The sequence below is a fragment of the Shewanella algae genome (genome assembly GCF_009183365.2).
GTDB classification, from domain to species: domain Bacteria; phylum Pseudomonadota; class Gammaproteobacteria; order Enterobacterales; family Shewanellaceae; genus Shewanella; species Shewanella algae.
This window is the reverse complement of sequence record NZ_CP068230.1, coordinates 4,630,229-4,653,472: the sequence shown is the minus strand read 5'-3', so window position 1 is coordinate 4,653,472 and position 23,244 is coordinate 4,630,229. Positions and strand designations below refer to the sequence as shown.

Annotated in this window: 22 protein-coding genes; 11 read left to right on the top strand and 11 right to left on the bottom strand. The window is 51.5% G+C overall.

Annotation, left to right across the window (positions count from 1 at the left end; all coding sequences use genetic code 11):
- Nucleotides 1-17 precede the first annotated feature (17 nt).
- Together E1N14_RS20710 and E1N14_RS20705 are read left to right on the top strand one after the other, a co-directional pair.
- Nucleotides 18-1,355, top strand: coding sequence for a fimbrial protein (locus E1N14_RS20710; protein WP_037437076.1), 1,338 nt, complete (start codon nucleotides 18-20; stop codon nucleotides 1,353-1,355).
- Nucleotides 1,321-2,037 (top strand): fimbrial biogenesis chaperone, encoded by a 717-nt coding sequence (locus E1N14_RS20705; RefSeq protein WP_025010737.1) that lies wholly within the window; start codon nucleotides 1,321-1,323, stop codon nucleotides 2,035-2,037. Before E1N14_RS20710 ends, E1N14_RS20705 begins: the two co-directional genes overlap by 35 nt.
- Nucleotides 2,038-2,059: 22 nt before the next feature.
- On the opposite strand, the gene E1N14_RS20700 is transcribed toward E1N14_RS20705, so the two are convergent.
- Complete coding sequence (locus E1N14_RS20700) at nucleotides 2,060-5,662, bottom strand: ATP-binding protein (protein ID WP_062793409.1); 3,603 nt, start codon at nucleotides 5,660-5,662, stop codon at nucleotides 2,060-2,062.
- A complete protein-coding gene (locus tag E1N14_RS20695; protein ID WP_025010738.1) occupies nucleotides 5,659-6,282 on the bottom strand; it encodes a response regulator transcription factor in 624 nt (207 codons plus the stop codon). Before E1N14_RS20695 ends, E1N14_RS20700 begins: the two co-directional genes overlap by 4 nt.
- 353 nt (nucleotides 6,283-6,635) lie before the next feature.
- Here E1N14_RS20695 and E1N14_RS20690 point away from each other — a divergent pair, with 353 nt between their 5' ends.
- Complete coding sequence (locus E1N14_RS20690) at nucleotides 6,636-7,850, top strand: EAL domain-containing response regulator (RefSeq protein WP_025010739.1); 1,215 nt, start codon at nucleotides 6,636-6,638, stop codon at nucleotides 7,848-7,850.
- On the opposite strand, the gene menE is transcribed toward E1N14_RS20690, so the two are convergent.
- The 5 genes from menE to E1N14_RS20665 all read right to left on the bottom strand — a co-directional run bounded on the left by menE (nucleotide 7,833) and on the right by E1N14_RS20665 (nucleotide 13,669).
- The gene (gene menE, locus E1N14_RS20685) at nucleotides 7,833-9,245 is read right to left on the bottom strand and encodes an o-succinylbenzoate--CoA ligase (RefSeq protein WP_062793408.1); all 1,413 of its coding nucleotides are present in this window, start codon (nucleotides 9,243-9,245) and stop codon (nucleotides 7,833-7,835) included. The genes E1N14_RS20690 and menE overlap by 18 nt on opposite strands.
- A 53-nt stretch (nucleotides 9,246-9,298) precedes the next feature.
- The gene (menC, locus tag E1N14_RS20680) at nucleotides 9,299-10,342 is read right to left on the bottom strand and encodes an o-succinylbenzoate synthase (RefSeq protein WP_025010740.1); all 1,044 of its coding nucleotides are present in this window, start codon (nucleotides 10,340-10,342) and stop codon (nucleotides 9,299-9,301) included.
- Entirely contained in the window at nucleotides 10,342-11,130 is a 789-nt protein-coding gene (gene menH / locus E1N14_RS20675; RefSeq protein ID WP_025010741.1) for a 2-succinyl-6-hydroxy-2,4-cyclohexadiene-1-carboxylate synthase, read from the bottom strand. The genes menC and menH overlap by 1 nt, the downstream gene beginning before the upstream one ends.
- Complete coding sequence (gene menD, locus E1N14_RS20670) at nucleotides 11,130-12,851, bottom strand: 2-succinyl-5-enolpyruvyl-6-hydroxy-3-cyclohexene-1-carboxylic-acid synthase (protein WP_062793407.1); 1,722 nt, start codon at nucleotides 12,849-12,851, stop codon at nucleotides 11,130-11,132. Before menD ends, menH begins: the two co-directional genes overlap by 1 nt.
- A gap of 137 nt (nucleotides 12,852-12,988) precedes the next feature.
- Nucleotides 12,989-13,669: a LysR family transcriptional regulator substrate-binding protein gene (locus E1N14_RS20665; protein ID WP_157771182.1), complete on the bottom strand. Its 681-nt coding sequence runs from the start codon at nucleotides 13,667-13,669 to the stop codon at nucleotides 12,989-12,991.
- Between the two features lie 681 nt (nucleotides 13,670-14,350).
- Between E1N14_RS20665 and E1N14_RS20660 the strand changes: the two genes are divergently transcribed.
- The 5 genes from E1N14_RS20660 to E1N14_RS20640 all read left to right on the top strand — a co-directional run bounded on the left by E1N14_RS20660 (nucleotide 14,351) and on the right by E1N14_RS20640 (nucleotide 17,300).
- On the top strand, nucleotides 14,351-14,815 hold the full coding sequence (locus E1N14_RS20660; RefSeq protein ID WP_025010743.1) for a hypothetical protein: 465 nt from the start codon (nucleotides 14,351-14,353) through the stop codon (nucleotides 14,813-14,815).
- A 76-nt stretch (nucleotides 14,816-14,891) separates the two neighbouring features.
- Nucleotides 14,892-15,353 carry a cytochrome c3 family protein gene (locus E1N14_RS20655; protein WP_025010744.1) on the top strand — a complete coding sequence of 154 codons (462 nt, stop codon included), beginning with the start codon at nucleotides 14,892-14,894 and terminating at the stop codon, nucleotides 15,351-15,353.
- A gap of 12 nt (nucleotides 15,354-15,365) precedes the next feature.
- A complete protein-coding gene (locus E1N14_RS20650; RefSeq protein WP_025010745.1) occupies nucleotides 15,366-16,049 on the top strand; it encodes a 4Fe-4S dicluster domain-containing protein in 684 nt (227 codons plus the stop codon).
- Nucleotides 16,046-16,987, top strand: coding sequence for a cytochrome c nitrite reductase subunit NrfD (nrfD, locus tag E1N14_RS20645; protein ID WP_025010746.1), 942 nt, complete (start codon nucleotides 16,046-16,048; stop codon nucleotides 16,985-16,987). The genes E1N14_RS20650 and nrfD overlap by 4 nt, the downstream gene beginning before the upstream one ends.
- 22 nt (nucleotides 16,988-17,009) lie before the next feature.
- Nucleotides 17,010-17,300: a cytochrome c3 family protein gene (locus E1N14_RS20640; RefSeq protein ID WP_025010747.1), complete on the top strand. Its 291-nt coding sequence runs from the start codon at nucleotides 17,010-17,012 to the stop codon at nucleotides 17,298-17,300.
- Nucleotides 17,301-17,493: 193 nt separating this feature from the next.
- On the opposite strand, the gene E1N14_RS20635 is transcribed toward E1N14_RS20640, so the two are convergent.
- On the bottom strand, nucleotides 17,494-17,919 hold the full coding sequence (locus E1N14_RS20635; RefSeq protein ID WP_028780007.1) for an Lrp/AsnC family transcriptional regulator: 426 nt from the start codon (nucleotides 17,917-17,919) through the stop codon (nucleotides 17,494-17,496).
- A 141-nt stretch (nucleotides 17,920-18,060) separates the two neighbouring features.
- Here E1N14_RS20635 and yjeH point away from each other — a divergent pair, with 141 nt between their 5' ends.
- On the top strand, nucleotides 18,061-19,326 hold the full coding sequence (gene yjeH, locus E1N14_RS20630; RefSeq protein WP_062793406.1) for an L-methionine/branched-chain amino acid transporter: 1,266 nt from the start codon (nucleotides 18,061-18,063) through the stop codon (nucleotides 19,324-19,326).
- 22 nt (nucleotides 19,327-19,348) lie between these two features.
- On the opposite strand, the gene E1N14_RS20625 is transcribed toward yjeH, so the two are convergent.
- Both E1N14_RS20625 and E1N14_RS20620 read right to left on the bottom strand, forming a co-directional pair.
- Nucleotides 19,349-19,804, bottom strand: coding sequence for a tellurite resistance TerB family protein (locus E1N14_RS20625; RefSeq protein WP_025010748.1), 456 nt, complete (start codon nucleotides 19,802-19,804; stop codon nucleotides 19,349-19,351).
- 185 nt (nucleotides 19,805-19,989) lie between these two features.
- Nucleotides 19,990-20,520, bottom strand: a complete 531-nt coding sequence (locus tag E1N14_RS20620; protein WP_062793405.1) for a DUF2780 domain-containing protein — start codon at nucleotides 20,518-20,520, stop codon at nucleotides 19,990-19,992.
- 187 nt (nucleotides 20,521-20,707) lie between these two features.
- On the opposite strand from E1N14_RS20620, the gene E1N14_RS20615 reads away from it, so the two are divergent.
- Both E1N14_RS20615 and E1N14_RS20610 read left to right on the top strand, forming a co-directional pair.
- Complete coding sequence (locus tag E1N14_RS20615) at nucleotides 20,708-21,412, top strand: hypothetical protein (protein ID WP_025888906.1); 705 nt, start codon at nucleotides 20,708-20,710, stop codon at nucleotides 21,410-21,412.
- 43 nt (nucleotides 21,413-21,455) lie between these two features.
- Nucleotides 21,456-22,868 (top strand): tetratricopeptide repeat protein, encoded by a 1,413-nt coding sequence (locus tag E1N14_RS20610; protein WP_025010749.1) that lies wholly within the window; start codon nucleotides 21,456-21,458, stop codon nucleotides 22,866-22,868.
- Here E1N14_RS20610 and E1N14_RS20605 read toward each other — a convergent pair.
- Nucleotides 22,865-23,164, bottom strand: coding sequence for a hypothetical protein (locus E1N14_RS20605; RefSeq protein ID WP_025010750.1), 300 nt, complete (start codon nucleotides 23,162-23,164; stop codon nucleotides 22,865-22,867). The genes E1N14_RS20610 and E1N14_RS20605 overlap by 4 nt on opposite strands.
- Between the last annotated feature and the right edge of the window lie 80 nt (nucleotides 23,165-23,244).

Sequence of the window (23,244 nt, the reverse complement as noted above, 5' to 3'; positions counted from 1 at the left end):
TTCCCTTTGGAGACAATATGACTAAAAAAACGCTCTTGCTCTTATTCATATGCGGTTTATTTCAGCCTGTTCAGGCAACCTGTTATCGAATCAGTCACACTGGAGGATACGGACCAACAAGTGTTTACTATGTGAATCCGGCTTACGGTAAAGCGGCTGTTTGGAGTGGTGGTCATGACTCCAACCATGGTTTGGTGGGTATTCAAAATATCATTGGCATTACAGATAACGATTTTCAGCCGATAGGTACTGTTTTGGCACAGTCTACCGGCGCGCCAATGACTCAGTATGGACAGAGTGGTGGGTTTGACCCTGAGCAAGTGCTGTATCGCTGTGATGCCTCAGATGTTGACAGCCTATATGAAAGTTATTCGAACAACGGAGATGATTATTATAGTGGGCGCCGGTTAGTGACTGAAGCCGGGGTCCCTGCGGATACTTACGTGCTCAATAGTCAGCGTATTGGCTTTAGAGTTAAGAATGACACTACCGGTGAGTATTTAAACCGATATTGGCGTTATCGGAAGCTGACAAATTTGGATACCGACGACCAAGGTAAAATATTGGTAAAGGCAAAGAACTTCAGCAATATGTCTGTTGAGCTGATCAAAATATCATACCCTCCGATTACGGATACTCCCTCAGGTAACCCTGGAACCGGTTATAACTATAGCTATACCTATCTAGGCCCCCTTGGTTACACCACCTTTGTTGGGCCTGGCATTACTGGTTGTGACGAGGGGAAACCTTCTTCGACCTGCTACACAGGTTGGTATGCTAATTTCCCTGGAAATATTTCCATTCATAATCAACTCGTGATCAGAAGAACCAAGATGTGTGCCTTCAAGAGTGTTACGCCTTATGTGCTTTTTCCCACTATTTCAGTCGAAGCTCTGAGAAGAGGTGAGAAAGCAGCAGGGCAATTGAGTTTAACTTACAACTGTCAGCAGGGGGCTGCTTATGGAGTTGGTGCGAATCAGAATGCCGTAGGCTTTAAAGTAAGTGTGGAAGCTTATTTAGCCGCTGAATCAGCCGGTCTCAAGACTTCAGGTTATGGTGTTACTCATTTGCTCAGTCACGGCTATGGAACCGATCCTTCGGTAGCGGCAGGCGTTGGTATTGAACTTGCCAAGTCTGATGGTTCACCAATGAATTGGCTGAGTGACGAGAATATTATGTATGGCGGTAATATTGATGGTTGGTATGCTTTGCAGGGAGAGAAAATCGGCACAGGAACCGTATCTGACGAGTATCTGGAAGTTTATAATGTGTATCTCACTGCTTTGGATGAGAATACGGCACCTACGCCTGGAAAAGTTTATGCGACTGCTGAAGTATTTATTCGGGTTCAATAGCCTGGGTTGGCTAATTTTCTGCGTGCCTCAGTTGGCTTGGGGAGGGGTTACAGCAGAGGTTTCTCGGGTAGTATATGAGGCCGCAAAGCCGCAACAATCGCTACAGCTGGCGAACCTCAATGATTATCCTGTGTTGGTGCAGCTGTGGATTGATGATGGTAACCCTGGCAGTACACCGGATAAAGCAACTTATGCGCCGGTAATATCTTTACCCGCCATTTTTAATCTGGCTGCCGGCGAGCAGCGAAGTATTCGATTGGTACGAGTGAGAGAAGATTTACCGGAAGATAGAGAAAGTCTCTACTGGCTTAATATTTACGAGGTGCCGCCCAAACCTTTGATACAAGGAAGTAGTGCCGAGCAATTGGTGTTACTGACCATGCGTACTCAAATGAAGTTGTTTTTCCGTCCGGAATCTTTGAGTGCCAAAGCGGTCAATATGATTGAATCTGTTAAACTTGATTGGCGTGAAGGCAAACTGCAAATTAACAATCAAGGCCCATTTTTTCTGACCATCACCCGCATTGAATTAGATAACCAGACTCCCCCTCTGCAACCACAAATGCTGGCGCCATTTTCCAGCGAGAGCTTGGAACTGCCGATTAGGCCATTGGCTCAATCAGCATCTATCTATTACCTGGATGATTATGGGGTCGAGCAGTTATGGAAAGTGGCCTTGTAGCCCACTTTCCATAATGCTGTCGTTAGTTACCGGCCGCCAAGAATTCCTTGATTTCACTGGCCAGACGCGTAATTGCAACCGTCAACTTGGCCAGATGCACACAGGCATTTTCGGTTGTTTCGCTATGCTCCAACTGCTCACATAGAGTGACTATGGCGGTAGCGGCAATGATCTTGGCTGCGCCTTTGATTTTGTGAGCAATGCTCTTGGCTTCATCAAGCTCACAGTTGTGTACTGCTGATTGTATCCTGGCAAGATCGGCCTCGTTGGCACTCAATAACTCCTGCAATAATTGCTCAGTCAGTTGCTTGTTACCTCCTGTGAGTTTATCTAGGGAGCTGGGCAGGAAACTCTGCCTTGGGCCTTCCTGATTCAGTAGATTTCTGAAACTGTTCAGTTTTTGCTGTAGCTCTTCCAAACTTATGGGTTTGAACAGACAATCATTCATGCCGGCGTCAATGCAGGCCCGTTTGGCCTCCAGTTGGGCATTGGCGGTATAACCCAGCAATACAGCCGGGGATAAGTTCTGATTTTGCTCCAGTTGTCTCAAGCGGCGACTCAACTCATAGCCATCCATTTCGGGCATGTTGCAGTCGGTGATGACAATCTTGTAGGAGTGTTGGCTAAAAAGCTTTAGTGCTTCTTTGCCATCATTGGCTTCTTCTACGGTGTGGCCCAAGTACCTTAGTTGTTGAGATAACAGCAGTCGATTGGCTGGATGATCATCAACGATCAATACGTGTTGCGCTTGAATCGAGGGGATAACATCGGCGGTAGAGTTGGCCTTGTTCTCCCCAAATAGATGAGTTTCGGCAGCCAATAAGGGTATGCGCATGCTGATGCAAGTTCCCTGCCCGGGTTCGCTCATCATACTGAGTGTGCCACCCATCATGTCGCAAAGTGAGCGACATATCATGAGTCCCAAGCCGGTTCCTCCCTTGTTATGGGCACCGTTATGAACTTGGGCAAATGGGCGGAACAGCTTTTGTTGCTCTTCAATTGGAATACCTATACCTGTATCTGCGACTCTGAGGAGTAGCTGTGCCTTTTCCTCTGCATCCAGCTCTTTTTGTGCAGTGACTTCGATATGCCCTTGATCGGTAAACTTGATCGCATTGCCTATCAAGTTGGAAAGTATCTGCTTGACTCTGAGGGGATCCAACTGAACATATTTGGGTAGTTCAGAGTCAAACTCCAATGTTAATGCCAATCCTTTTTGGATGGCGATACCGTCAAAAATTCGGATCACTGAGTCAAGCGTCTGTTTCAGCTCAACTTGAACTGGATTGAGGCTCAGCTGCCCAGCCTCGATACGTACGACATCAAGAATGTCGCCAATAAGGTCCAACAAGCCCTTGGCTGAGTCGTAAGCGACCCGGATAGAGTTGAAATCAAATTGATTATCTTGGGCACGTTTCAGTGATAGCTCGAGTAGTCCTATGATGGCATTCATTGGCGTGCGGATCTCGTGGCTCATGGTCGCGAGAAACTGGGTCTTGGCCTTACTGGCACCGTCGGCCATATCTTTAGCCTGGGTCAGTTGCTCCATGAGTTTGACCCTGTCACTGACATCAATCCAACCGCCAACTATCCCCTGTATTTGACCCTGTTCTCCTCTGTAGGGCTGAAACCAATGATAGATATCCATGGATTGGCCATCAATATGCATTTTTCTATCGCGATAGAATGCACGGTTTTCTCTGATGGACGATTGGTATTCCTTGTCGATATCGGGCGCTTCCAATACCCGATGCACGCCTTCCATGGCCGTTTTATACAAGGCGTCTTCTTTGGACGTCCGAAAGACTCGCTGGTAGCTTTCGTTGCACAGAATTAGGCGACGGTTAATATCACGAACATAGATTGGGTGGGGGATGCTGTCGACCACCTCTTGCATGAATACCAGTTGTTCCTTGAGCTCCTGCTTGGCATTGAGTCTCTTGATATAGTGGCTACGGGTAAACCAGGCCCATACCAAGGATGCCAGAATCAACAGAATTGAGGCTATGGTTATTGTATATATGGTGTACTTGTAGTCTCGCCAGGTTTCTTGGCCTGGCATAGCGTTGCGGCGCCAACGGTTTTCCATGGATTGCAATTCATCTGCGGGAATCGCTGCCAGAATCTTATTCAGAATACTGATCAGCTCGGGATTCCTTTTACTGGTGGCAAAGGCCGCTGTTGCCGGCAATACACCGTCGAGAACTCTCTCTATCTTGAGCTGTTCGCTGAAGTAGTGATTGATGTAGTAATCGGCCATAGCAAGTGGTGCTACTGTGGCATCGACTTTTCCTTTAGCGGTAGCGTCCATGGCATCCAGGTAGTTATTCACCAAAATGATCTGCGCTTGAGGAAGAGCCTTGGGCAGCATTTCATTGGAAATATGTGCCGTCGGTAAGGCGACTTTTAAATTGGCTTTATTTACGGAGATGTTGTCTTCCTTGCGGGAGATCAGCACAAAGCTTGCTCTGGCAAATTCCTTACTGAACAGGAATTGCCGCTTGCGTTTCTCCGAAGGTGAAAACAGTGCCAAATCAGCGCTGTTATACTTAAGGTACTCTTCCATCTCCTTGAAATTTTGTGTCTTGATGACAACGGTTTCCATACCACTGTACAGTTTAATCACTTCGAGTACGTCGGCGGCAAAACCGTGCAGGTTGCGGTTCTGATCGAAATAGGTCATCGGAGCATTGAACTGGTTTGCCACCACTCTAATGGGTTGGTGTTGCTTAAGCCATTTTTGTTCTGCTTCGGTTAACTCAATACGGTGCTTACCTGTGAGTTGCGTGACACCACCGCCGCTCCAGCGCTTTTTGATCGCCCAATGCTCACTTGCCGGGAGCTGTTGCAACGCGCTGTTGATGATTTCTCTGAGAGTCTGATTCTCTGGCTTTAGCGCAAAACTGATGCCCCGACTATCTATCGGCAATAAGGTTCTCAGCAGCAGCTTCTTTGAAAAGCTGTTGTTTACCATATAGTTGGCAGAGAACAGATCGGTAACTACACCATCTGCTTGACCGAAAACCGCAGCGGCAACCGCTTGTTGTCTTGAGGGATAGCAGATTAGTTCGGCGTCTGGAAACAGCTTACTGACTTCGGCATCCGGTAGATAATCATAAGCCATGGCGATACGAGTCGGGGCTTCTGTTGCCGATAGTTTTTCCGAAACATAAAGCACAGGTACATCATCAATATAGGCATGGCTCAACTGCAACTCATGAAACTCTTCGTAGCGGTTGGACGTGGTTAGCAGATCCAGTTCACCGGCCTTCACAGCAGCGATGGCATTTTGCCGTGAATTGAAGAAATGCAGCTCTATTTTGACTCTCAGAACTTCAGAAAGAACCTGTAGGTAATCTGCACTCAAGCCTTCGTAGAAGTCACTACTGCCGTCCATTGTCATATCAAATGGAGGGTAGTCAGGTGTGGAGATCCCCACTCGAATTGTTTTCTGTGTCTGCAGCCAGTCCCATTGTTCATCGGACAGTTGCACTTCGACCTCACCTAGGGTGGTGTGGCCAAAGAGTGTCAGCGGGTGAGTTTCATCGCTTTTTGCTTGTGGTGAAACCACAAAACAACAAACCAATATCAGATAAAGCACCCGGATAAGAGGTGCTGTATTCATATAATTTGATTTCGCTTTGATATCTCAATGAGATCAACCAAGGTTCGGGCGTTAAGCTTCTCCAATAGCCGGGTCTTGTAGGTGCTGATGGTTTTATTGCTTAGCAACATACGGTCGGCAATCTCCTTGTTGGAAAGGCCATTGGCCAATTGCTGCAATACCATCATTTCTCTACCGGAAAGCTTGGCCAGCTTATCGGCCTCGGCCAACTGATTACCCTGATTGCGCTGCATGCTGGCGATATTGGGGAAATAGGAATATCCAGACAATACCGCCCGCAGAGCTCCCAAGACTTCCGTCAGATCTTCCTGTTTTGAAACAAACCCTGAGGCACCAGCATGAATGCAGCGAGTCACGAAGTATTCAGATGGCTGTGCTGTCAGTACTAAAACCTTGGGTGGAAGTGCCAGATTATTGAGGCGATTAATCACCTCCAATCCGTCGAGTTGGGGAATACCTATATCCAGAATCACGGCATCAGGCCTGTGTTCCCGAATGAGTTTCAGGGCATCTACCCCATTATCTGTAGTGGCTATAACATGAAATCCATTTTGTTCCAGCATGATCCTTATCGCCATAACCACAACGGGATGATCATCAACAATAATAACGTTCTTCATGTTTTCAATTACTCTTCATCTGTTCTCAGTGAAAACAGTCTGACGGCTTACAAGGCCTATGTAAGTAAGACGATTCTTACTGGCATTTCAGACTTTTCGATTGAGAAGCTCGGGTAGAATATGCGCATGCTTCGAGGCTGTAAACGGAACTTCATATTGATTTCCGTGACCTGAATCTTGCTTTAGATGAAGCTTTATTAATCTTGTTTGCATAAATGATTTTTATGAGTTTTGGCGTCACTTTTTCTTGATATTTGTAACTCTGAATGCCTTATTGCATGCAAGTTTTCCGTTGGCCGACTTAACCTAAATAAGTAGTTGCCTGAACCATTATTACTTCTATAGGCAGACTCATGAATAAACTCAGGGTACTGATTCTTGAGGATCATCCGTTTCAACGCACTGTGCTGGAGCATAATCTCAAGTCGTTGGCCTGTGTGGATGTTGTTAGTTTCGGCAGTGCAACTGCAGCCTTCTCTTGGTTAACTCAGAATCGCGAAGTCGACATAGTCATCTGCGACCTGATGATGGCCGGAACCGATGGACTGTCATTTCTGCGTCAGGCAAGGACTAGGTTTAAAATTCGTGCCGTAGCGCTCTATAGCGATGTGGACAGAGATCTGCGCCGGGCAGTATCGCAGATGGTTAAACTGTTGGGGTTTCAATATTTGGGAGACTTGGCCAAGTCTCCCACAATTGAAAACCTGAGCTCAATGATTTGCCGTTATCGCGAGTTGAACGAACCTCGTCAGCAAACGCTTGAGCCTGAAAGACAAACAGACTGGGTATCTTTGAATTTCAAAGACTTCAAGGATGCAGTTATGGATCAGCAGTTTGTCGGCTTTTACCAGCCCAAGTTCCACGTATCTGATTTGCAGATTGAAGGCGCCGAAGTCTTGGCGCGCTGGAATCATCCCGTATTTGGTCTCTTGAGTCCGGCACTGTTTATTGAGCCTTTGATCCGCTATGGGCTGCTGGATGAAATGTTTCTGCAGCTATTCCGCCAGGGGATAAGGCTGCAAAAGCAATTGCTGGAACAAGATTATCGCTTGTCGCTGGCCTATAACCTGGATATCTCTCAACTGAACTCCACTGAGCTGGTATATCAGATCTCCAAGTTGATCCGTGACTACAAGTTGCCACCGAAATTGGTCACCATAGAGATCACCGAGTCCGGGCTTATCTCGGCACCGGCCCTCAATATGGAAAACCTGATCCGTTTACGCATGTTGGGTTGTGAACTGGCCATTGACGACTTTGGTGCAGCTTATTCTTCTATGGCTCGTCTGTGTGAGCTGCCTTTTTCACAAATGAAACTGGATGCCTGTTTTGTGGCTGGCCTGGATAGCGAGCCCAGATGCAAGGCGGCGATTTCCAGTGTAATTGCATTATCTGACTCGCTCGACATGCAACTGGTGGTTGAAGGTATTGAGACCGAGGCACAGCTCAGATTGCTGCAAAATCTTGGCTGCAACCTGGGGCAGGGATTCTACTTTTCCAAGCCCTTGAGTGAAGCCGATTTTTGCAAGCGTTTTTTGAATAGCCAGACCCTAAGGCTTCGCGGCTGAGCTGACAGCCGCAATAAGCTGTTTACGCTGCACCTTGAGCCCATCTGCAACCTGTTGCGGCCAGGGATAATAGTGCCTCGGGCGTTTAAAGCGGGCCAGCTTGTCTGCCAGGAAGGCGGTCAACTCGGCTTCGCTCGGTACTTCTATGCTTCGATATCGCAAAATGGCGGCCGGCAGTAAACCAAACTCGGGGTTATCTTCACCAAAGACGATGGCATCCAGGATGGCAGGGTGCCGTTTCAGCGCCGCTTCCACCTCTTCCGGTTGAATATTCTCGCCGCCGCAGATAAACATATTGTCGACCCGCCCCTGAATATGCAGTAGCCCATCCTGGCTCCAAAAGCCTTTGTCCTTGGTGCAGAACCAACCGTCTTGGGTCTCTTTAACTATGCTGCCATCCGGCTGCAGGTAACCCATGAACAGGGTCTCGCCCCTGACCCAGATAACTCCCTGTTCTATTTTGAGCTCGCGCCCGGGTAACAGGCGGCCACTGCTGCCGTCGCTGCGGGCCATTCCCGTTGTGATTTGCGAGCCCATCTCTGTCATGCCGTAACTGGTAAAGGCTTTCACCTTCAAGGGGGATAGCCTGTCCAGCAGGCCTTGGCCTATGGCGCCGCCGCCGAGTAGCAGGCACTTTACCCCCATAAGGCTTTCGGGGCTGTCGTCCAACAGGCGTTGCAATTGGGTGGCCACCAACGAGAGATGAGTGATGGCATCACGCTTTAACTGCGCCGCCATAGTCAGCTTATTATCCGGCAGCACCACGGCTGCGGCCGCCAGGGCGCAGCGATTGAGAATTGCCAGGCCACCGATATGGAACAGCGGCAGCGAGAGTAACCAGGCATCACCACTTGCCAAGGGGATCAACTGCCGACTGCCATTGGCGTTGGCGATATGGTTGTTAAGGCAGTGGACTGCGGCCTTGGGGCAGCCACTGGAGCCCGAGGTAAGAATAATATTGAGCGGCGTATCGGCCGAGACAGTGGCTATCTCGGCTGGGATACCATTCGATTCGAGAATGGCAAAATCCGCCTGCACTCGGGTGATATCCCGCGTTTGCCAAAGCTCATTCCTGGCGTTATCCGGACACCAGATAAAGCGAATATGTAAACGTTCAAGCAGCTCCTGGAGCTGACTATCCGGAAACTTGGGTGACAGCGGGCAAAAGAGCAGCCCCAGATCCAAACAAGCCCAATACAACAACATCAGCTCGCGGCAGTTAGCGGCCACACAGGCCAGTTTATCCCCGCGCTGCAACCCCAAGGCTCGAAGCTTAGCGCCGAGCGCCAATACTTGCCGGCTTACTGCCTGATAACTATGGCTGATACCGCCCTCTACCAAGGCGATGGCATCTGGAGTCTGTTGGCCACTAAGGTGAAGGGGCGAGTAGGTCATGCGCTTTCCTGTTACTGAGATTGCTGGTTACAGAGGCTGTCAGAGCTTGGCGGTTACAGACAGGGCCACTGACCCAAGAGTTCCAGCTCAGCAAAGTCTAGACAGGGTTTGTGGCCTTGGCCGACAATAATATCGCGTCCGAAAGGCGCCAGAGTATCCAGTCCGGGGGCTTCGTTGGGGGTCAAGAGGGCACTGACCGCCTCCAGATCGGCAATTCCCAAAGAAGATTCCAGGCTGGAACTCAATAGGGCGCGTACGCCGGCCGCTTCGGCCTGTTCGATCAGGGTTTGCAGTCTGGTTAAGCTGCCGAGCAACATGGGTTTAAGCACCAGCGCGGTCAGACCGCTCGCGAAGTCATTGCCGTCAGGTATAAACTCACTTTGCAGCAGACTTTCATCCAGGGCATAGCGGATCCCTGTGGCCTTGAATAGGGCCGGGTTATCGTCGGCGCGGCGGCAGGGTTCCTCAATATATTCAATGCTGGCCTTGGGCAGACAAGCGCAAAAATCCACTGCTTGCTGATACTCAAAGCCCTGATTGGCATCCAGCCTGAGTTTGAGATGAGGTTTGGCGGCCAATACAGCATGGATCAGTCTGAGCTCTTGCTCCATGCTGGTCTGGGCGACCTTGATCTTGGCTCTGAGAACCGTATCGGGAAGTGCCGCCAGCCTTTGTTGCAGCAGCGCCAGTGGCTCTTCTTCCCTGTGATAGATGAGCGGGATGGTTTCAAAGGCCGACCAGCGCTGTGGCAGTTGTCCTTTGAGTTTGGCATCGAGCAGACTTAGCCCCCAGGCGAGCGAGGGATACTGACAGGCATCGGCCGCCTGACTCAACTCCAGCTCTTTGGCTGCCAGTGCTGGCATCAGCGCCAAGGCTGCTTCTGTCACCTCCGCCAGCGATTCACGGCTGAAACCCAGCAGTGGCTCGCCGTTGGCATCAAGGCCGCTCAAGGGGGCGACTTCCACAAAATGCTTTTCATTGCCGCAACTGGCTTTGATAACCAGCCCGGCTCTCTGTTCGATTCTTTGCTTGCCCACAGGTAGTGAGGTTTCCAGCGGTAGCCTATAGCGGGCCAGTGACAGTGAGTCTGGATGCATCATTCACCCCTTGAAATCGCGTTCAGGGCGCCTTTGAGCGCCGTGGCAAAAGCGCCGGGTTGGGCCTGATGGCTATTATGGCCCGCATCGGCAATGGTATGCAGCTTGAATCCGGCTTGTGGCTGCCAGGCCTTGGCGAGAGCGCTAAACTTGGCATCCTGCTCCCCTAGGTAGTAGTGGCTTGGGCAGGCAAGCTTGGCCGGCACCTGGCGCAGATCCTGTTGCAGTGCCAGTGAGGTGGCCTGGTAACAGTTGATTAGGCCAAGCGGCTGCTGATGGCGGCGTTTTTCGATTAAACGTTCACGCTCGGCGCTTGATAGGTCGGCAAATACCGCTTGCTGATACCAGAGGGCCAGCACTTGTTCAATCGGCATAGTGTTAAAACGTTCGGCCCACAGCTTATCGGCCATCGCCCTCTGCCGGCGTTCATCATGGGATAACAGGCCAGGATGACAGGACTCAAGATGCAGGCTCAGCAGCGCCTCGGGCCAGGTTTGAGCTAGATGCAGCGCGATACGGCCACCAAGCGAGTATCCCAATAAGTGAAAGCGTGGGATGCCAGCCTTGAGCAGTGTATGACGCAGCAAGGCAACACAGTCACTGAAGCCCGGGCTGTCGATTTGGATATCACAGCTGCGGCCATGGCCCGGGAGATCGACCGCAATACAGTAGTAGTCCTGACTCAGGTGCGGCAGCAACTCGCGCCAATCATGGCTGCTGCCGAGAAAACCGTGCAGCAGCACCAAAGGCGGCTGGGTTGCTGAACCCTGAGTCGTTGTGGCTAACATCAGCTTTGCTTTACCCATTGGCCTATGCTGGCTATCTGGTCGCTGGCCTGGGTTTGGCTGATGCAAACCTCAATAACCGAGGCGCCGTTATAGTTGAGCGCTTCACTGTAGGCATCCATAAAGCCCTGGAAGTCTTCCACCCTATTGTAGGGCAGGCCAAACATGGCCGCACCATAACCAAACTCCAGCCCGTGGCTTAATCGATAATAGTGAGCCCTTACTTGCTCATCCGGTACCGGCAGAATATTGAAGATATTACCGCCATCATTGTTGAGTATCACTATCACCAATGGCCCCTGAGCCTGGCGTGCCAGCGCCAGAGAGTTGAGGTCGTGCAGCGCCGATAGATCGCCGAGTACCAAGGTGGTGGCCTGGCCCTTGTGGTTGGCGACGCCACAGGCACTGGCCAGCAGGCCATCTATCCCCGAAGCGCCGCGGTTGGTATAGGTGATGGCGGCGCAGCAACTGATGGGCGCGAACATATCATAAAGTCGCACCGGCAAACTGTTACCGATAAAAAGCTGCTGCTCGCCGGTTCGGATTGCCGCTATGGCCCTGATCACCTGGGCCTCACCGAACTCGCCGTTATCGATTTGGCGTACAAAGAGCTCATTGAGCGCCTCATTCTGGGCGGTGAGCTCCAGCGCCCAATTGGCGGAGGACGAGCGTGGCCACTCAAGCGCGGCTATCTGCTGTAGCTCTGCCAGCCAGATCTGCTTGGGTTTATGGCTGGGATCCAGGCGCATCTGCTGCGGCAATACTTGCCAATATTGGTGCCAGTTCTGCTGTTCCAGATAACTTATCAGGCGTTTCGACAGCAGGCGTCCACCAAACACCAGTGCCCGGTCGGCCTGTTGCAGCAGGGCTCGGCCCTTGGGGTTGAGCAGCAGTTGGTCGACATTGCCTATCGCGGCAGGATGTTGACGCAGCTGAGACTGGGCATCTGTCAGCAGCGGCCAACCGAGTTTGCTGGCCAGTTCGACCAACTTTTGTGGATTATCGGCACTATCCAGGGTGCCGGCAATGATAATACCCTTGCCGTGAACAAAACGCGCCATGGTATCCCAACTGGGGACTTGTCCCATGCCTACAGCTGCATATTGGTTATAGGGTGTGCTTGCCTGTTGCCAGCTCGCCAAAGGTTGCAGGTAGTGCTCTATGGCCTGGCTTCTGGGGGCATCCAGGCTGCTTGGGTACAGCGGCTCACGATACATACAATTGATGTGGACCGGCATGCTTTGGTTGGCCACGGCTTCATCAATCTGAGTCAGCAGTGCCTGAGGGGCTATGGCCAGATCCGGTGTCGGCAGGTTCAACTGCTTGGCATATTGGCCGAAAATCGCCGGTTGGAGTATGGCTTGGTTGGCGCCGCAAGCTATCAGCTCAGGCGGTCTGTCGCCGGAAAGCACGACCAAGGGGACTTGAGTCAACCAGGCCTCAACGATGGCCGGATACAGGTTGGCAACGGCCGTACCCGAGGTGGTGATAATGGCCACCGGAGCCCGACTGGCCTTGGCGAGCCCGAGCGCCATAAAGCCCAGTCCACGCTCATCGAAGTGCAGGTGTTGTTTTAGTTTGTCCTGGCGGGCGGCTGCCAGCGTCAGGGGCGTGGAGCGGGAGCCCGGCGCCATGCACACATGCTGAGCCCCAAGGCGTGCCAGCTCTTCAAGTATGAGGGAACCCCAAAGGAGATTGAGTTCGGCGTGAGAATTGATTTGCATAAACAGCTTACCCAGTATCGAATGCTCATTAGTGTACCGCTTTTGGCAGCGCTATTGTATGAACTCTTGGGCAAATCTGTCTGTATACCTCAAGGCCAAAGATCGGCTGAGATCGGGTTCAGATTGATGTGGCAAGCCTACAGCAAGGTTCCGCTCACCAAACGCAGTTGTGAGCGAATCCATTCCAGATCCGGGTCTTGCTGGCCGCTGGGGCTGAGCAGTGTCAGAGTCAGTGGCTCAGTGACATTGAACAGCCGGGTTGTTTCCATTTCCGACAGTTTGCAAAGGTGTAGCAGGGGTTCTTCGCCCAGCAGATCGAATACTGCCTTATAGGGCACCAAAGCCACCGCCTGTGAGGCTTCCAGATAGGCACTCAGGGAGGAGATGCCGGTGATGGTCATCTCGACATTCAAATCCAGATTGTTGATCCGGCAGTAGTCTTCAAATGGGCTCAGGCTGTTGGGCCCAAGGCCCAGGTCTGTATTGATATAGGGATACTCGGCTATGGTTTCCAGTGTCAGTTCACGGGACAACAGCGGATGATTCTTGTTGCAGATAAGGTAAAGGCTATCCAGCTTTCTCAAGGCTTCTATCTGTAACTTATTGCCGATTGCCAGCAAATCCTGCGGGTAATGGCAACTGCAAAGCCCGGCACTGATGTTGCCGTCTATTATTCCTTGCAATGAGTTGCAGCCCCAGGAGTTCAAATTGATATGCAACTGCTTGTTCTGTTGTTTAATGGCCTGCATCAAGGCTTTTGGGTAGGCGTAGGATATCAGCCCGGGGGTGACCAGCTCGAAGTTTTTGTTTCCTGCCAAGGTTGGGTTTCCAAGATGATTGAAGCCCTTGGCACAGTCGACTATTTCTTTGGCAATAGGGTAAACCTTAGCTGCAAATTCATTTGGAATAAGGCCATACTTCTTTCTTAAAAATAGCTCGTTACCAAAAATAGATCTGGCAGTTTTTAAACAACGGCTTATTTTTGGTGCGGGTACATTTAGAATTTTTGAAACATGTGTTGCAGACTTGTTCTCATATAAGCTAACAAGAATGGAAAGACTAAGAATATCCAGTTTTTCAAAGTCAATATGGTTCATCTGCAATACTCCTTTAGTGGTACCCTCGATATCTATATTAACCAGTTTTTTCAGAAAAAATAATTTTATTCGAAGCTATTTTTGATTCTGTATTCTAGATCACTAAATGCTGGGTTTTAGGTTAATTAAAGGTTGTATGTGAGAGGGATTCTCATTACGCCTGCATATTTCAAATAGTGAAATAGTGTATTTTCAAATATCGTTTTATCTAAATTCGATTTCTTATTTTTAGCAGTTTATTTTCTAGAAAACAGCAATGTAGTCAGTGTCTTATGTTTTGTTTTTTAAGTCTTTCTCCGGATGGTTATTTGATGATGATCAAAATTTATATTGCTGTAGATAGTAATAATTCAACTGCGCAATAAGCGCATTAAAAACTAAAAATGATGTTTGGAGGGTTATATGGATACTTCAGTTATTCTAAGTTATGCCTTTATCTACTTCGTGCTTTTTATTGCAGTACCATTCGTGCTGGTGGTATTTGTGATGACATGTATCAAGTTCTTTAAGTCAGACGAAAAAAACGCCGAAGCGATAAAGCTCAAGAATCGGTTCTTTGACAAACAGAGTTTAGACTTTTTTAAATCTCTGAAGTCTTTAACCAATGGTCGATACGAAGTTTGCAGCAATGTAGCTTTGGAGTCAGTGGTTGATATTGACCCACATGCGCCTGCAAGTCACTCACGTCTGGACTATGTATTGATAGATCAGAATTCTTCAGAAATAAAAATGGTAATTTCAGATTTCAGTGATGCTGAAAGTGCCAATTCAAAGAGCCTACTCGAAAAACTCAACGTTCGCCTCATCGATATGAAACGCTCCAATCCCCTGGATGCACAGCATCTTGAGCAGATGTTGACGGCTTAGGCTGCAATAACGGGTGGCGGTGCTGCGCTGCCACCCTTGAGTCCCTGTTAGATCCAATTGAAAGTGAGGACCCGAGATGTCCAGTATTCGATGGCGTGCAATATTAGGCGCGGCCTCTTTGACTTGTTTGTTGGGAGTGAGCGGCGTTGTCTATGCCGAGACCGCGTTGAAAATCAACAGTGATCCCTGTGTTAAGTGCCACAAACGTAATGGCTTAATGCAGGGACACCATGGCCAGGATCAGCTCAATATGAGTTGCAGTACCTGTCATGGTGAAAAAGGAAACCATCCAAGAAAGCCCAATGATTTAAGGGTATTTACTCCTCAGGAAGGGATTGCACCTGCAACCCAGAATGCCACCTGTCTCAAGTGTCACCAGCCGCAGAAATTGGCTGAAAAAGAGTGGACCCACAATGTTCACGCCGACAAGTTGAGCTGCGCCGCCTGCCACAAGCTGCACCCGTTGGACGATCCAATGAAACGAGCAACAGGCAAACAGCACAGTAAGTTGTGCCGCGACTGTCATACGGCCAACTAAGGGGTAAGAGTAATGGAAAATTCCAGAAGACGTTTTTTAAAAGGGGGCTGTGCCCTGATGGCCGGTGCCTCTCTCTATCCATTGAGTGGTAATGAAGCGGTTGCCAGTGCCGATCATGACTCGGGCATCAATTATGCCCTGCTCCATGATGAAACCAAGTGTATTGGTTGTAATGCCTGTAGTGACGCCTGCCGGGAAGTCAACCAGGTACCTGAAGGGGTTTCCCGGTTGGAGATTATTCGCACCGGCCCTTACGGCGAATACCCGAACCAGTTTTATCACTTTAGCCGTAAGTCTTGTCAGCACTGTGAAGATGCGCCTTGTGTCAACGTCTGCCCAACAGGTGCGGCGTTCAAGGACAAGAAAACCGGCATAGTGACGGTCGACGCCTGGAAGTGTGTCGGTTGTCAGTACTGTATCGCGGCTTGCCCCTATCAGGTGCGCTTTATCAACCCTGTTACCAAAGCGGCCGACAAATGCGACTTCTGCCGTGAGACTCAACTCAAGCAGGGTAAACAGCCGGCCTGTGTGGAAGCCTGCCCAACCAAAGCCTTGGTATTCGGTAACCTGAAAGATCCGAGTTCAGAAGTGGTGCAGATGATTCGGGCCAACCCAACCCAGAGATCCAAGGTCGATCTCGGCACCCGGCCCAAGCTGTTCAAGATTGTGGCCAAACAGGGGGAGATTAAGCTATGAGTCCTTTTCATTTTGATACTTTGGTTTGGCACTGGCCCATTGCGTTTTATCTGTTCTTCGCCGGGGTTTCGGCGGGCGCCATGTTCTTTGCCGTGCTGTTGAAAAACCTTTGTCTGAAGCAGGATGCCTGGCGTTCCGGCTTTGTCCAGGCAGCTTGTTTGGTGGCGCCGCTCACTGTGATGGCGGGCTTGGGGATCTTGGTTATCGACCTGACCAAGCCGTTCCATTTCTGGAAGATCCTGGTGTTCTATAACCCCACTTCAGTGATGTCCATCGGGGTGATGATCCTCATGGTTTACATGGTGTTCATGTTTGCCTGGATTGCCATGGTATTCCGTCAACCGATAGATGACTGGTGTGAGCAACGTTTCCCCGTGGTGCTTAAAGTGACAGGCTTTTTGGCCAAGCATGAGCCCAGTTTGACAGGTCTGTTGCTGATCTTCTCCCTGGCACTGGGGGCTTATACTGGCTTCCTGCTGTCGGCTCTGCCCGGTTACCCCATGCTGAAGAACCCGGTATTGCCTCTGCTGTTCCTGATCTCCGGTTTGTCTTCCGGTGCGGCGGCGTCTCTGCTTGGTGGTGTGCTGCTCAAGGGTAATCCTGACGGCAAGGAAGTGCACTTTATTCACAAGATAGAGATCCCTCTGATCCTGGTGGAAATTGCGGTGATCTTCACCTTCTTCGCCGGCTTGGTACTCACCGGTGGCCAAAGCAAAGTCGCGGCCTTCAATGCCATAGGGGAAGGTTTCTGGGGCTGGGTATTCTGGCTGGGGATCCTGGGTTGTGGCCTCTCTATTCCACTGGCCATGAATCTGTTTATGACCGCCACGGCCAAGCGTAAATGGTCTTATGTGGCTGCGACAGCAACCCTGAGTCTGTTGGGGGTCATTTTGCTGCGCCACTTCATCCTGTACACAGGACAAATGACGATTGCTTAACCCCCATAAAAAGGAAAATGTGATGTTGAAAAAAATGCTTCTGATGATGGCTCTGGGTTTCTCCGGTTCACTGCTGGCGGCCCCAATTGCCGATTCCCACACGGAAATGTCCGGCTGCGAAGCCTGCCATAAAGATGGTTCGCCTTCCGCCGACTATGCCTTTGAAAACGAGCAATGTGCTTCCTGTCACGGTGATATGAAGTCGCTCGAAGGTGAGGCTCACAAGAAACATGATGGCGTGCTCAGCTGTACTGACTGTCATACAGCTCACGAAGAAAAAGACCCGGCAGCGGGTTGCAAAGACTGCCACTGATAAGAGGTTAAGGAATGCGGCGGCTTTGCAGTCAATAACAAGCACCGCCGCATCCTGAAGCAGCGTTTTACGTTGCTGACAAGGAAGTGATTGGGCAGGAAGCCACTTTGTTATTGCGCCTTTGACGCATTTCCCGATCCTCCACGGGACTCGCCACCTATTGAGCACGCGGGTGGCTTTTCTTGGTTTTAGTTCACTGGTTATTAATCCACTCGCTCATCACCACATGGGTTTTAATCTTCACTATCTCGGTGTGTGTGTCGATATATTCGCGGATCTCATGCAGCCGCCGCATGGATGGGGTTTTGACAAACACCAGCAGATCCATGTCGCCTGAGATACCATGACAGGTCACGACTTCCGGAATCGCGTGAAACACATGCACCACATCGCTGCAGCGGGGGCACTTATGCTGAATTTCAAAGTAAGCACTCACAGCTTCTTTTTGGGATTCGCTGAGTAGCAGCTGGTAACCGCGGATTACACCGTTTTGCTCGAGCTTCTTGATCCTGTCCGAGACAGCGCTGCGGGACAGCGACACTTCGGCAGCCACATCTGAAATGCTCCGACGGGCGTTTTTTTTAAGCGCATTAATGATTGCTTTATCGAACTTATCCATGCTACCTGACGTTTTGAGTGTTTTTTGCTGATTTGCCGTCATTTTGTCGGCCTAAAAGCCGTATTTGACGGAAACGAATGACAGAAAGTCTGCCGGAGAACGACTATACTGGCGCCATTCAAGATACTGATAATTTAGCAGATGAATCAAGTTACAGGAACCATAGGACGCTGGCAGGGCGCCGGCTTAATGGCCACCACATTGTTGGGTACCGGGGTGTTTATTTTGCCGCAGATGACGGTCGCCAAAGCCGGTAGTGGCGCCTTGTTGGCCTGGGCTTTGCTGACCCTGGCCATTATTCCGGTGACCCTGGTGTTTGCCCGTCTGGCCAGTCGTTTCCCTCACGCCGCCGGGCCGGCTTATTTTGTCGAACGAGCCTTTGGCCGTACTCTGGGCCGCACCATAGGCCTGAGCTTTTTGATGGCTGTGCCTATCGGTGCGCCCGCCGCCATTTTGATGACTTTCCAATTCGTTAATGCGCTGGTTCCCGTGTCCGGCTGGGTTCAGGTGGGCTGCGAACTCTTGGTTCTGCTCGGGCTCTGGCTACTCAATCTCAGGGGGATTCAGGTTTCTGCCAAGGCGCAATTTGCCCTGACACTGGGAATTGTGGCCGTGGTGGTAATGATGTTCGGCGCCGGTGGTGCCAAGGCCGGTGAATTGGTGTCTTTGACTGCTCATTCCACTCCCGATTATGACGGCGTGATGCTGGCGATAGGCATCGCCTTCTGGAGTTTCCTCGGTGTGGAGGCCATGACCCACTTGGCCAACGATTTTCGGCGCCCGGATCGGGACTTGATCCCCGCCATGGTGATAGGGGTGATTTTGGTCGGCGCGGTTTATTTGGCCTGTACCTTGCTATTATTGCTGGTGGAAGTGGATACCAAGGTCGCCATGATAGGCGCATTCGATACCCTGCTCGGCGAATACGGCGCTCAGGTGATAGGTGTGCTGGGTATTGCCAGTGGTCTGGCGGCGGTTAACGTTTATGCCGCCAGTGTATCGCGGCTGCTTTGGAGCTTCAGTACCGAGGGGATATTGCCGGCCTGGTTCCGTGAGCGTAACAGTTATCAGGTACCGGTCAGAGCCTTGTCGGCCGTGCTGGGTGTGATGGGGCTGGTGATAGTGCTGACCTATATTTCAGGCCAACAGCTCGAGCAGCTTATTGCGTGGAGTAACGGGGTATTTGTGGTGATCTATCTCTTGTCCATGCTGGCAGCCATTCGCTTGCTGAGCAAACGCTACCTGCCTTTGGTACTGCTAAGCTGCGCGCTTTGTGTTTTGCTGGCGTTTGCACTCGGCAGCGCTATGGCTTACGCTCTGGGGTTGCTCTGTGTGCTGGCTGTGTTGTTGACACTGCAACAGCAGTGGCAGAAACGCCAATTGCCGCCGGTGATCCCTATGCAATAAAAGCGTGCAATAAAAGGCGGGTTCAGTCTGAGTTGCTAGTCATGGCCTGGTTGCGCAGCTGGATCAGCTCAGAGTGTTTGAGATACAGCAGGTCGGCACAGCGGCGAATGATCTGGTCTTCGTAGCGGCACAGTTCGCCGTCGGCATAGGCCACACGCCACATCGCCAGGATCAGCTGCTGCTTCTGCTCAAGGGTAAAGCTATCATTGATGGCTGAGGTGAACTCAAACAGTGAGGTGGCATCGTGACGGCTTTGTTTCGCCTCAACTATCAGCTCGGCCGCCGCTTCGGCGGCTATACCCAGCGTTTGTTCCAGAAGTTCGGGTAACAGCTGGGCCTCGGTGCCGGACATCTCCTCATCGGCATAAACCACTTCCAACAACATGCTGGCGGCTGCCAATTCCAGTTGTTTCTGTTGTTCCTGCGGGGATTTACTCTGCTGATGGGCATTCAAAAACTGCTTGAGTTTGGCGATCATAGGCTTCTCTTGTCAGTTGGCTCAGTGTTGGGGCTAACCCTGTTGGCTCTGGGAGTGTCGGGCCGCGCGGTTTGCGGCTTGGGCAGGGTGAAAACCAGCCTTGCCGATGCGCGCTTTAACCGGGCGGCCACATTTTTTAGACGCCATCAGTGGCCGCGGGTTCCCCTTTGATAGCGTGAACCGCTTTACAGCAGTGAGCCCAGCCCCTTGACCAGGAGATCGGCTGTGCCTTCGCCACCGCTACTTTGCAGGTAGTTTTTGACTATATCTATCATGGGCGCAGCCAGCTCTTTGGAGATCCCCAGTTTGGCAAAGGCATCATAGACCATGGCGCTGCCCTGTAGAGAGTTACCCAGGTCGCCGGCTTTTGACAAAAGGCCCGTCATCCCTGAGTTGCCATCCAGCTTGGGCGCTGCGGCCAGCAAGCCATCAATACCGGGAATGCTGTCGGCAATGGGAGAGAAAGATTCTTGCCCCAATGAAGTCTTGGCCAGTCCGAGCAGGCTGCCAAGGCCACCTTCGGCCTGGGTTTGAGTCAGACCCAGCTGTGACATCACGGTGCCAACCAGCTCACTGTTTTGAGTGGCGGTCTGGGTATTGGTGGCCGTATCGGCTTGTGTCTGGGGGTTGCTGGTGAGTTTGTCGAACCAACCGGCCTGCGCTGGGGCCGCCAACAGTGAGCCCATGATTACGGCTGCTGTGATATAAGCTTTCATTTCTGCTTTCCTGTGCAAATAAAAGGTCTTCTGGGGCCATATTCTAGTCTTATCTCAGTCGTCGATGCACGGCTTTTGCGTGACAGGCGGTCGTTTTGCTGTATTTCATTTGTGCATTGGCGCGTGAATTTGGGTATCCTTGGCGTCTATCTTGATCCTTTAATTACAACCTTTTTGGGAAAGCTGCATGTCTCTGTCTGCCATCCTGACCGAAGCTTATAACTTCTTCCGTAATCATATCGTTCAGCTGGCGATGCTGACCGTTCCCTTACTGCTGTTGCAGGTGGGTATTCAAATGTGGCTCGGTGCCGAGCTGCTAAATGCCGATCCTGAAAATCCGCAGTTCGGCACTCCTCATATGCTGGCAGTGATCGCCTTGATGGTGATCTTCTCAGTGCTTATCGCGGCGTTGACGCTATTTATGGAGCTGCGTACCGAAGGCATGCAGCCCAGTACAGGCCAGGTGTTGAAATCCAGTCTGGCATTTGTGCCTGGGCTGATGTTGGCCGGAGTGTTCTCCGGAATGGCGATCGCGGCGCCGACTATGATCCTGGCGGCCATAGGGCCGATTTGGATCCTGGGGATGGGGATCAGCCTGTATCTGTTTGCCCGCCTGGCCTTTGTTAACTTTATGGTAGTGGTCGAGCGCATGAGCCCGTTGCAGGCCATCAAGGCCAGTTTTGAGTTCAGTAGCGGGCTCACCGGCACGACAATCTTGGTACTGCTGAGCTATTTTCCGCTGCTGCTCATCGGCAGTGTGCTGTCGCAACTGGGACAGGCTGGTGGTATGCCACTGCAGTTGGTGGTGGATACCTTTGTGGCTTTCATTGGTTTATTCGTCAATGTAGCCTTGTTCCGCCTTTATCGCGTTGCCCGTAAGGGCCGAGCTTGAATCTTCTTTGCTAGCCGCTCAAGCGGCTCTGTGAGGTCAGACTGTGCTGGATGATGTTGCCTTTATAGCCAGTGTGTCGGAAGACTTGGCCCGGGAATACCGGACTGCCAAGCGCTATGTGCAGGACGTGCCAACCCAGGCACTACTGCATGTTCGCAGCTTTGCCCACAAATTGACTGAGCTGTTGGCCGCACCGGCCAAGCTCAGTTTTGACAGCCCCAACCTTTATGATCGTATCGAACAGCTCAATCGCCAGCGGCTGATCGATGTGCGCATCACCCGGGCGCTGCATAGGCTGAGGGCCGATGGCAACCGCGGCGCCCATCCGGAAAAGTTCCACCTCACCGAAACGCAACTGCTGCAACTGGCCAAAAAGGCCATCGGCGATCTGTTGAAACTGATGGAACTGGCCTACCCCAGGCTGAAGGGCCGGGAAGCGCCAGAATACCACTTCGATGACTTTGATCTGCAGGCCGGACGCGAGCTCTGCTATCGGGCCGTGATGGAGGATGATGCCGAGGCGCAATATCTGCTGGGTATGGCGCTCAAGAATCGGGCCCTGATTGCCCGTGGCCAGGAGCAGGCCCTGCAAGATAAGGCCGACGAACCGCTCACGGGTGACTCGGCGCGAATGCTGGCCAAGGCGGCACACTGGTTTGCCGAGGCGGCGCCAACTGAACCCAAGGCGTTGTTTGAACACGGAGTGGCCCTTATTCATGGCTACAGTGGTGATGTTGATCTTGCTACCGGGCAGCAGGCTATTCGCCAAGCTGCCGAGGCCGGCGTGACCGATGCCATGGCGCTCTTGGGCTACTTCTATCTGGTGGGCCGTGGTGAGCTGGCTAAAGATGAAACCGAGGCAGAACGTTTCCTCAGTGCTGCTGCCGCCAACGAACAATCTGAGGCCATGGCCAATCTCGGGGTGCTCTGTTATCAACGCGGCGAGCTGCAACAAGCCTTTGAACACATAACCCGGGCGGCCAGAGCCGGGGATCCCCACGCTCAATACCACCTTGCCCTGATGTTGGCCCGTGGCGAAGGCTGTGAAGCCGACCCTGGTGCCAGTGAACAATGGTTGGCCGAAGCGGCAGAGCAGGGACAGCTGGATGCCATGTTGGCGCGGGCGCAACATATGCTCAACGATGACACCGCATTTGGCTCGGATCTGTCTCAGGCCGAAAGTTATTTAAGACAGGTTATCCGCTATGGCCACAGTGTGACCGCCATGATTGAATTGGCGATAGCCTTGACCGATGGTTGCCTTGGACGTATAGACGTAGTGGAGGCTGTTGCTTGGTTGCGTCTGGCGCGAGAGCGCGCCGATGAGCGTGAACTGGAGGTGATAGGCCCCTTGTGGCAGTCACTGCAACAACAGGTTGAGAATGTATTGCAGCTGAGCCAATCGGCAGATGAGCGGCGTGCCCTGAAACGGGCACAGGAACTGCTCGCCGATTAGTCCGGTTCGTGCTCTATGATACGGCCCCTTGGGCTCAAGCCTGAATCCCGGCACAGGTTGGGATCCAGGTCGTAGAGATCTCTTTGTCTGCCTCTTTGGCGGCACTGGTGAATGCTGGCCAACTGGCGTTTCAAATAGCTGCGGCCAAACAGGCTCAAACACAGGAGTGTTGTCGCCGCCAGGATCAACACCAGGGGCATAAGCAAGAGTGCCAGGCTAAAGGCACTGAGACTCAGCAATGCTCCCGCCAAGGTTCTGGGATTGAGTGGCTGACTCTGCGCAAATTGTCGGTACATCTTTCTTCCTCCGGTCTTTGCTTGGGTCCAAGTGTGACCCCATCCCTGGCTCAGGTCACGTTAAATCTGCTTCATTATTC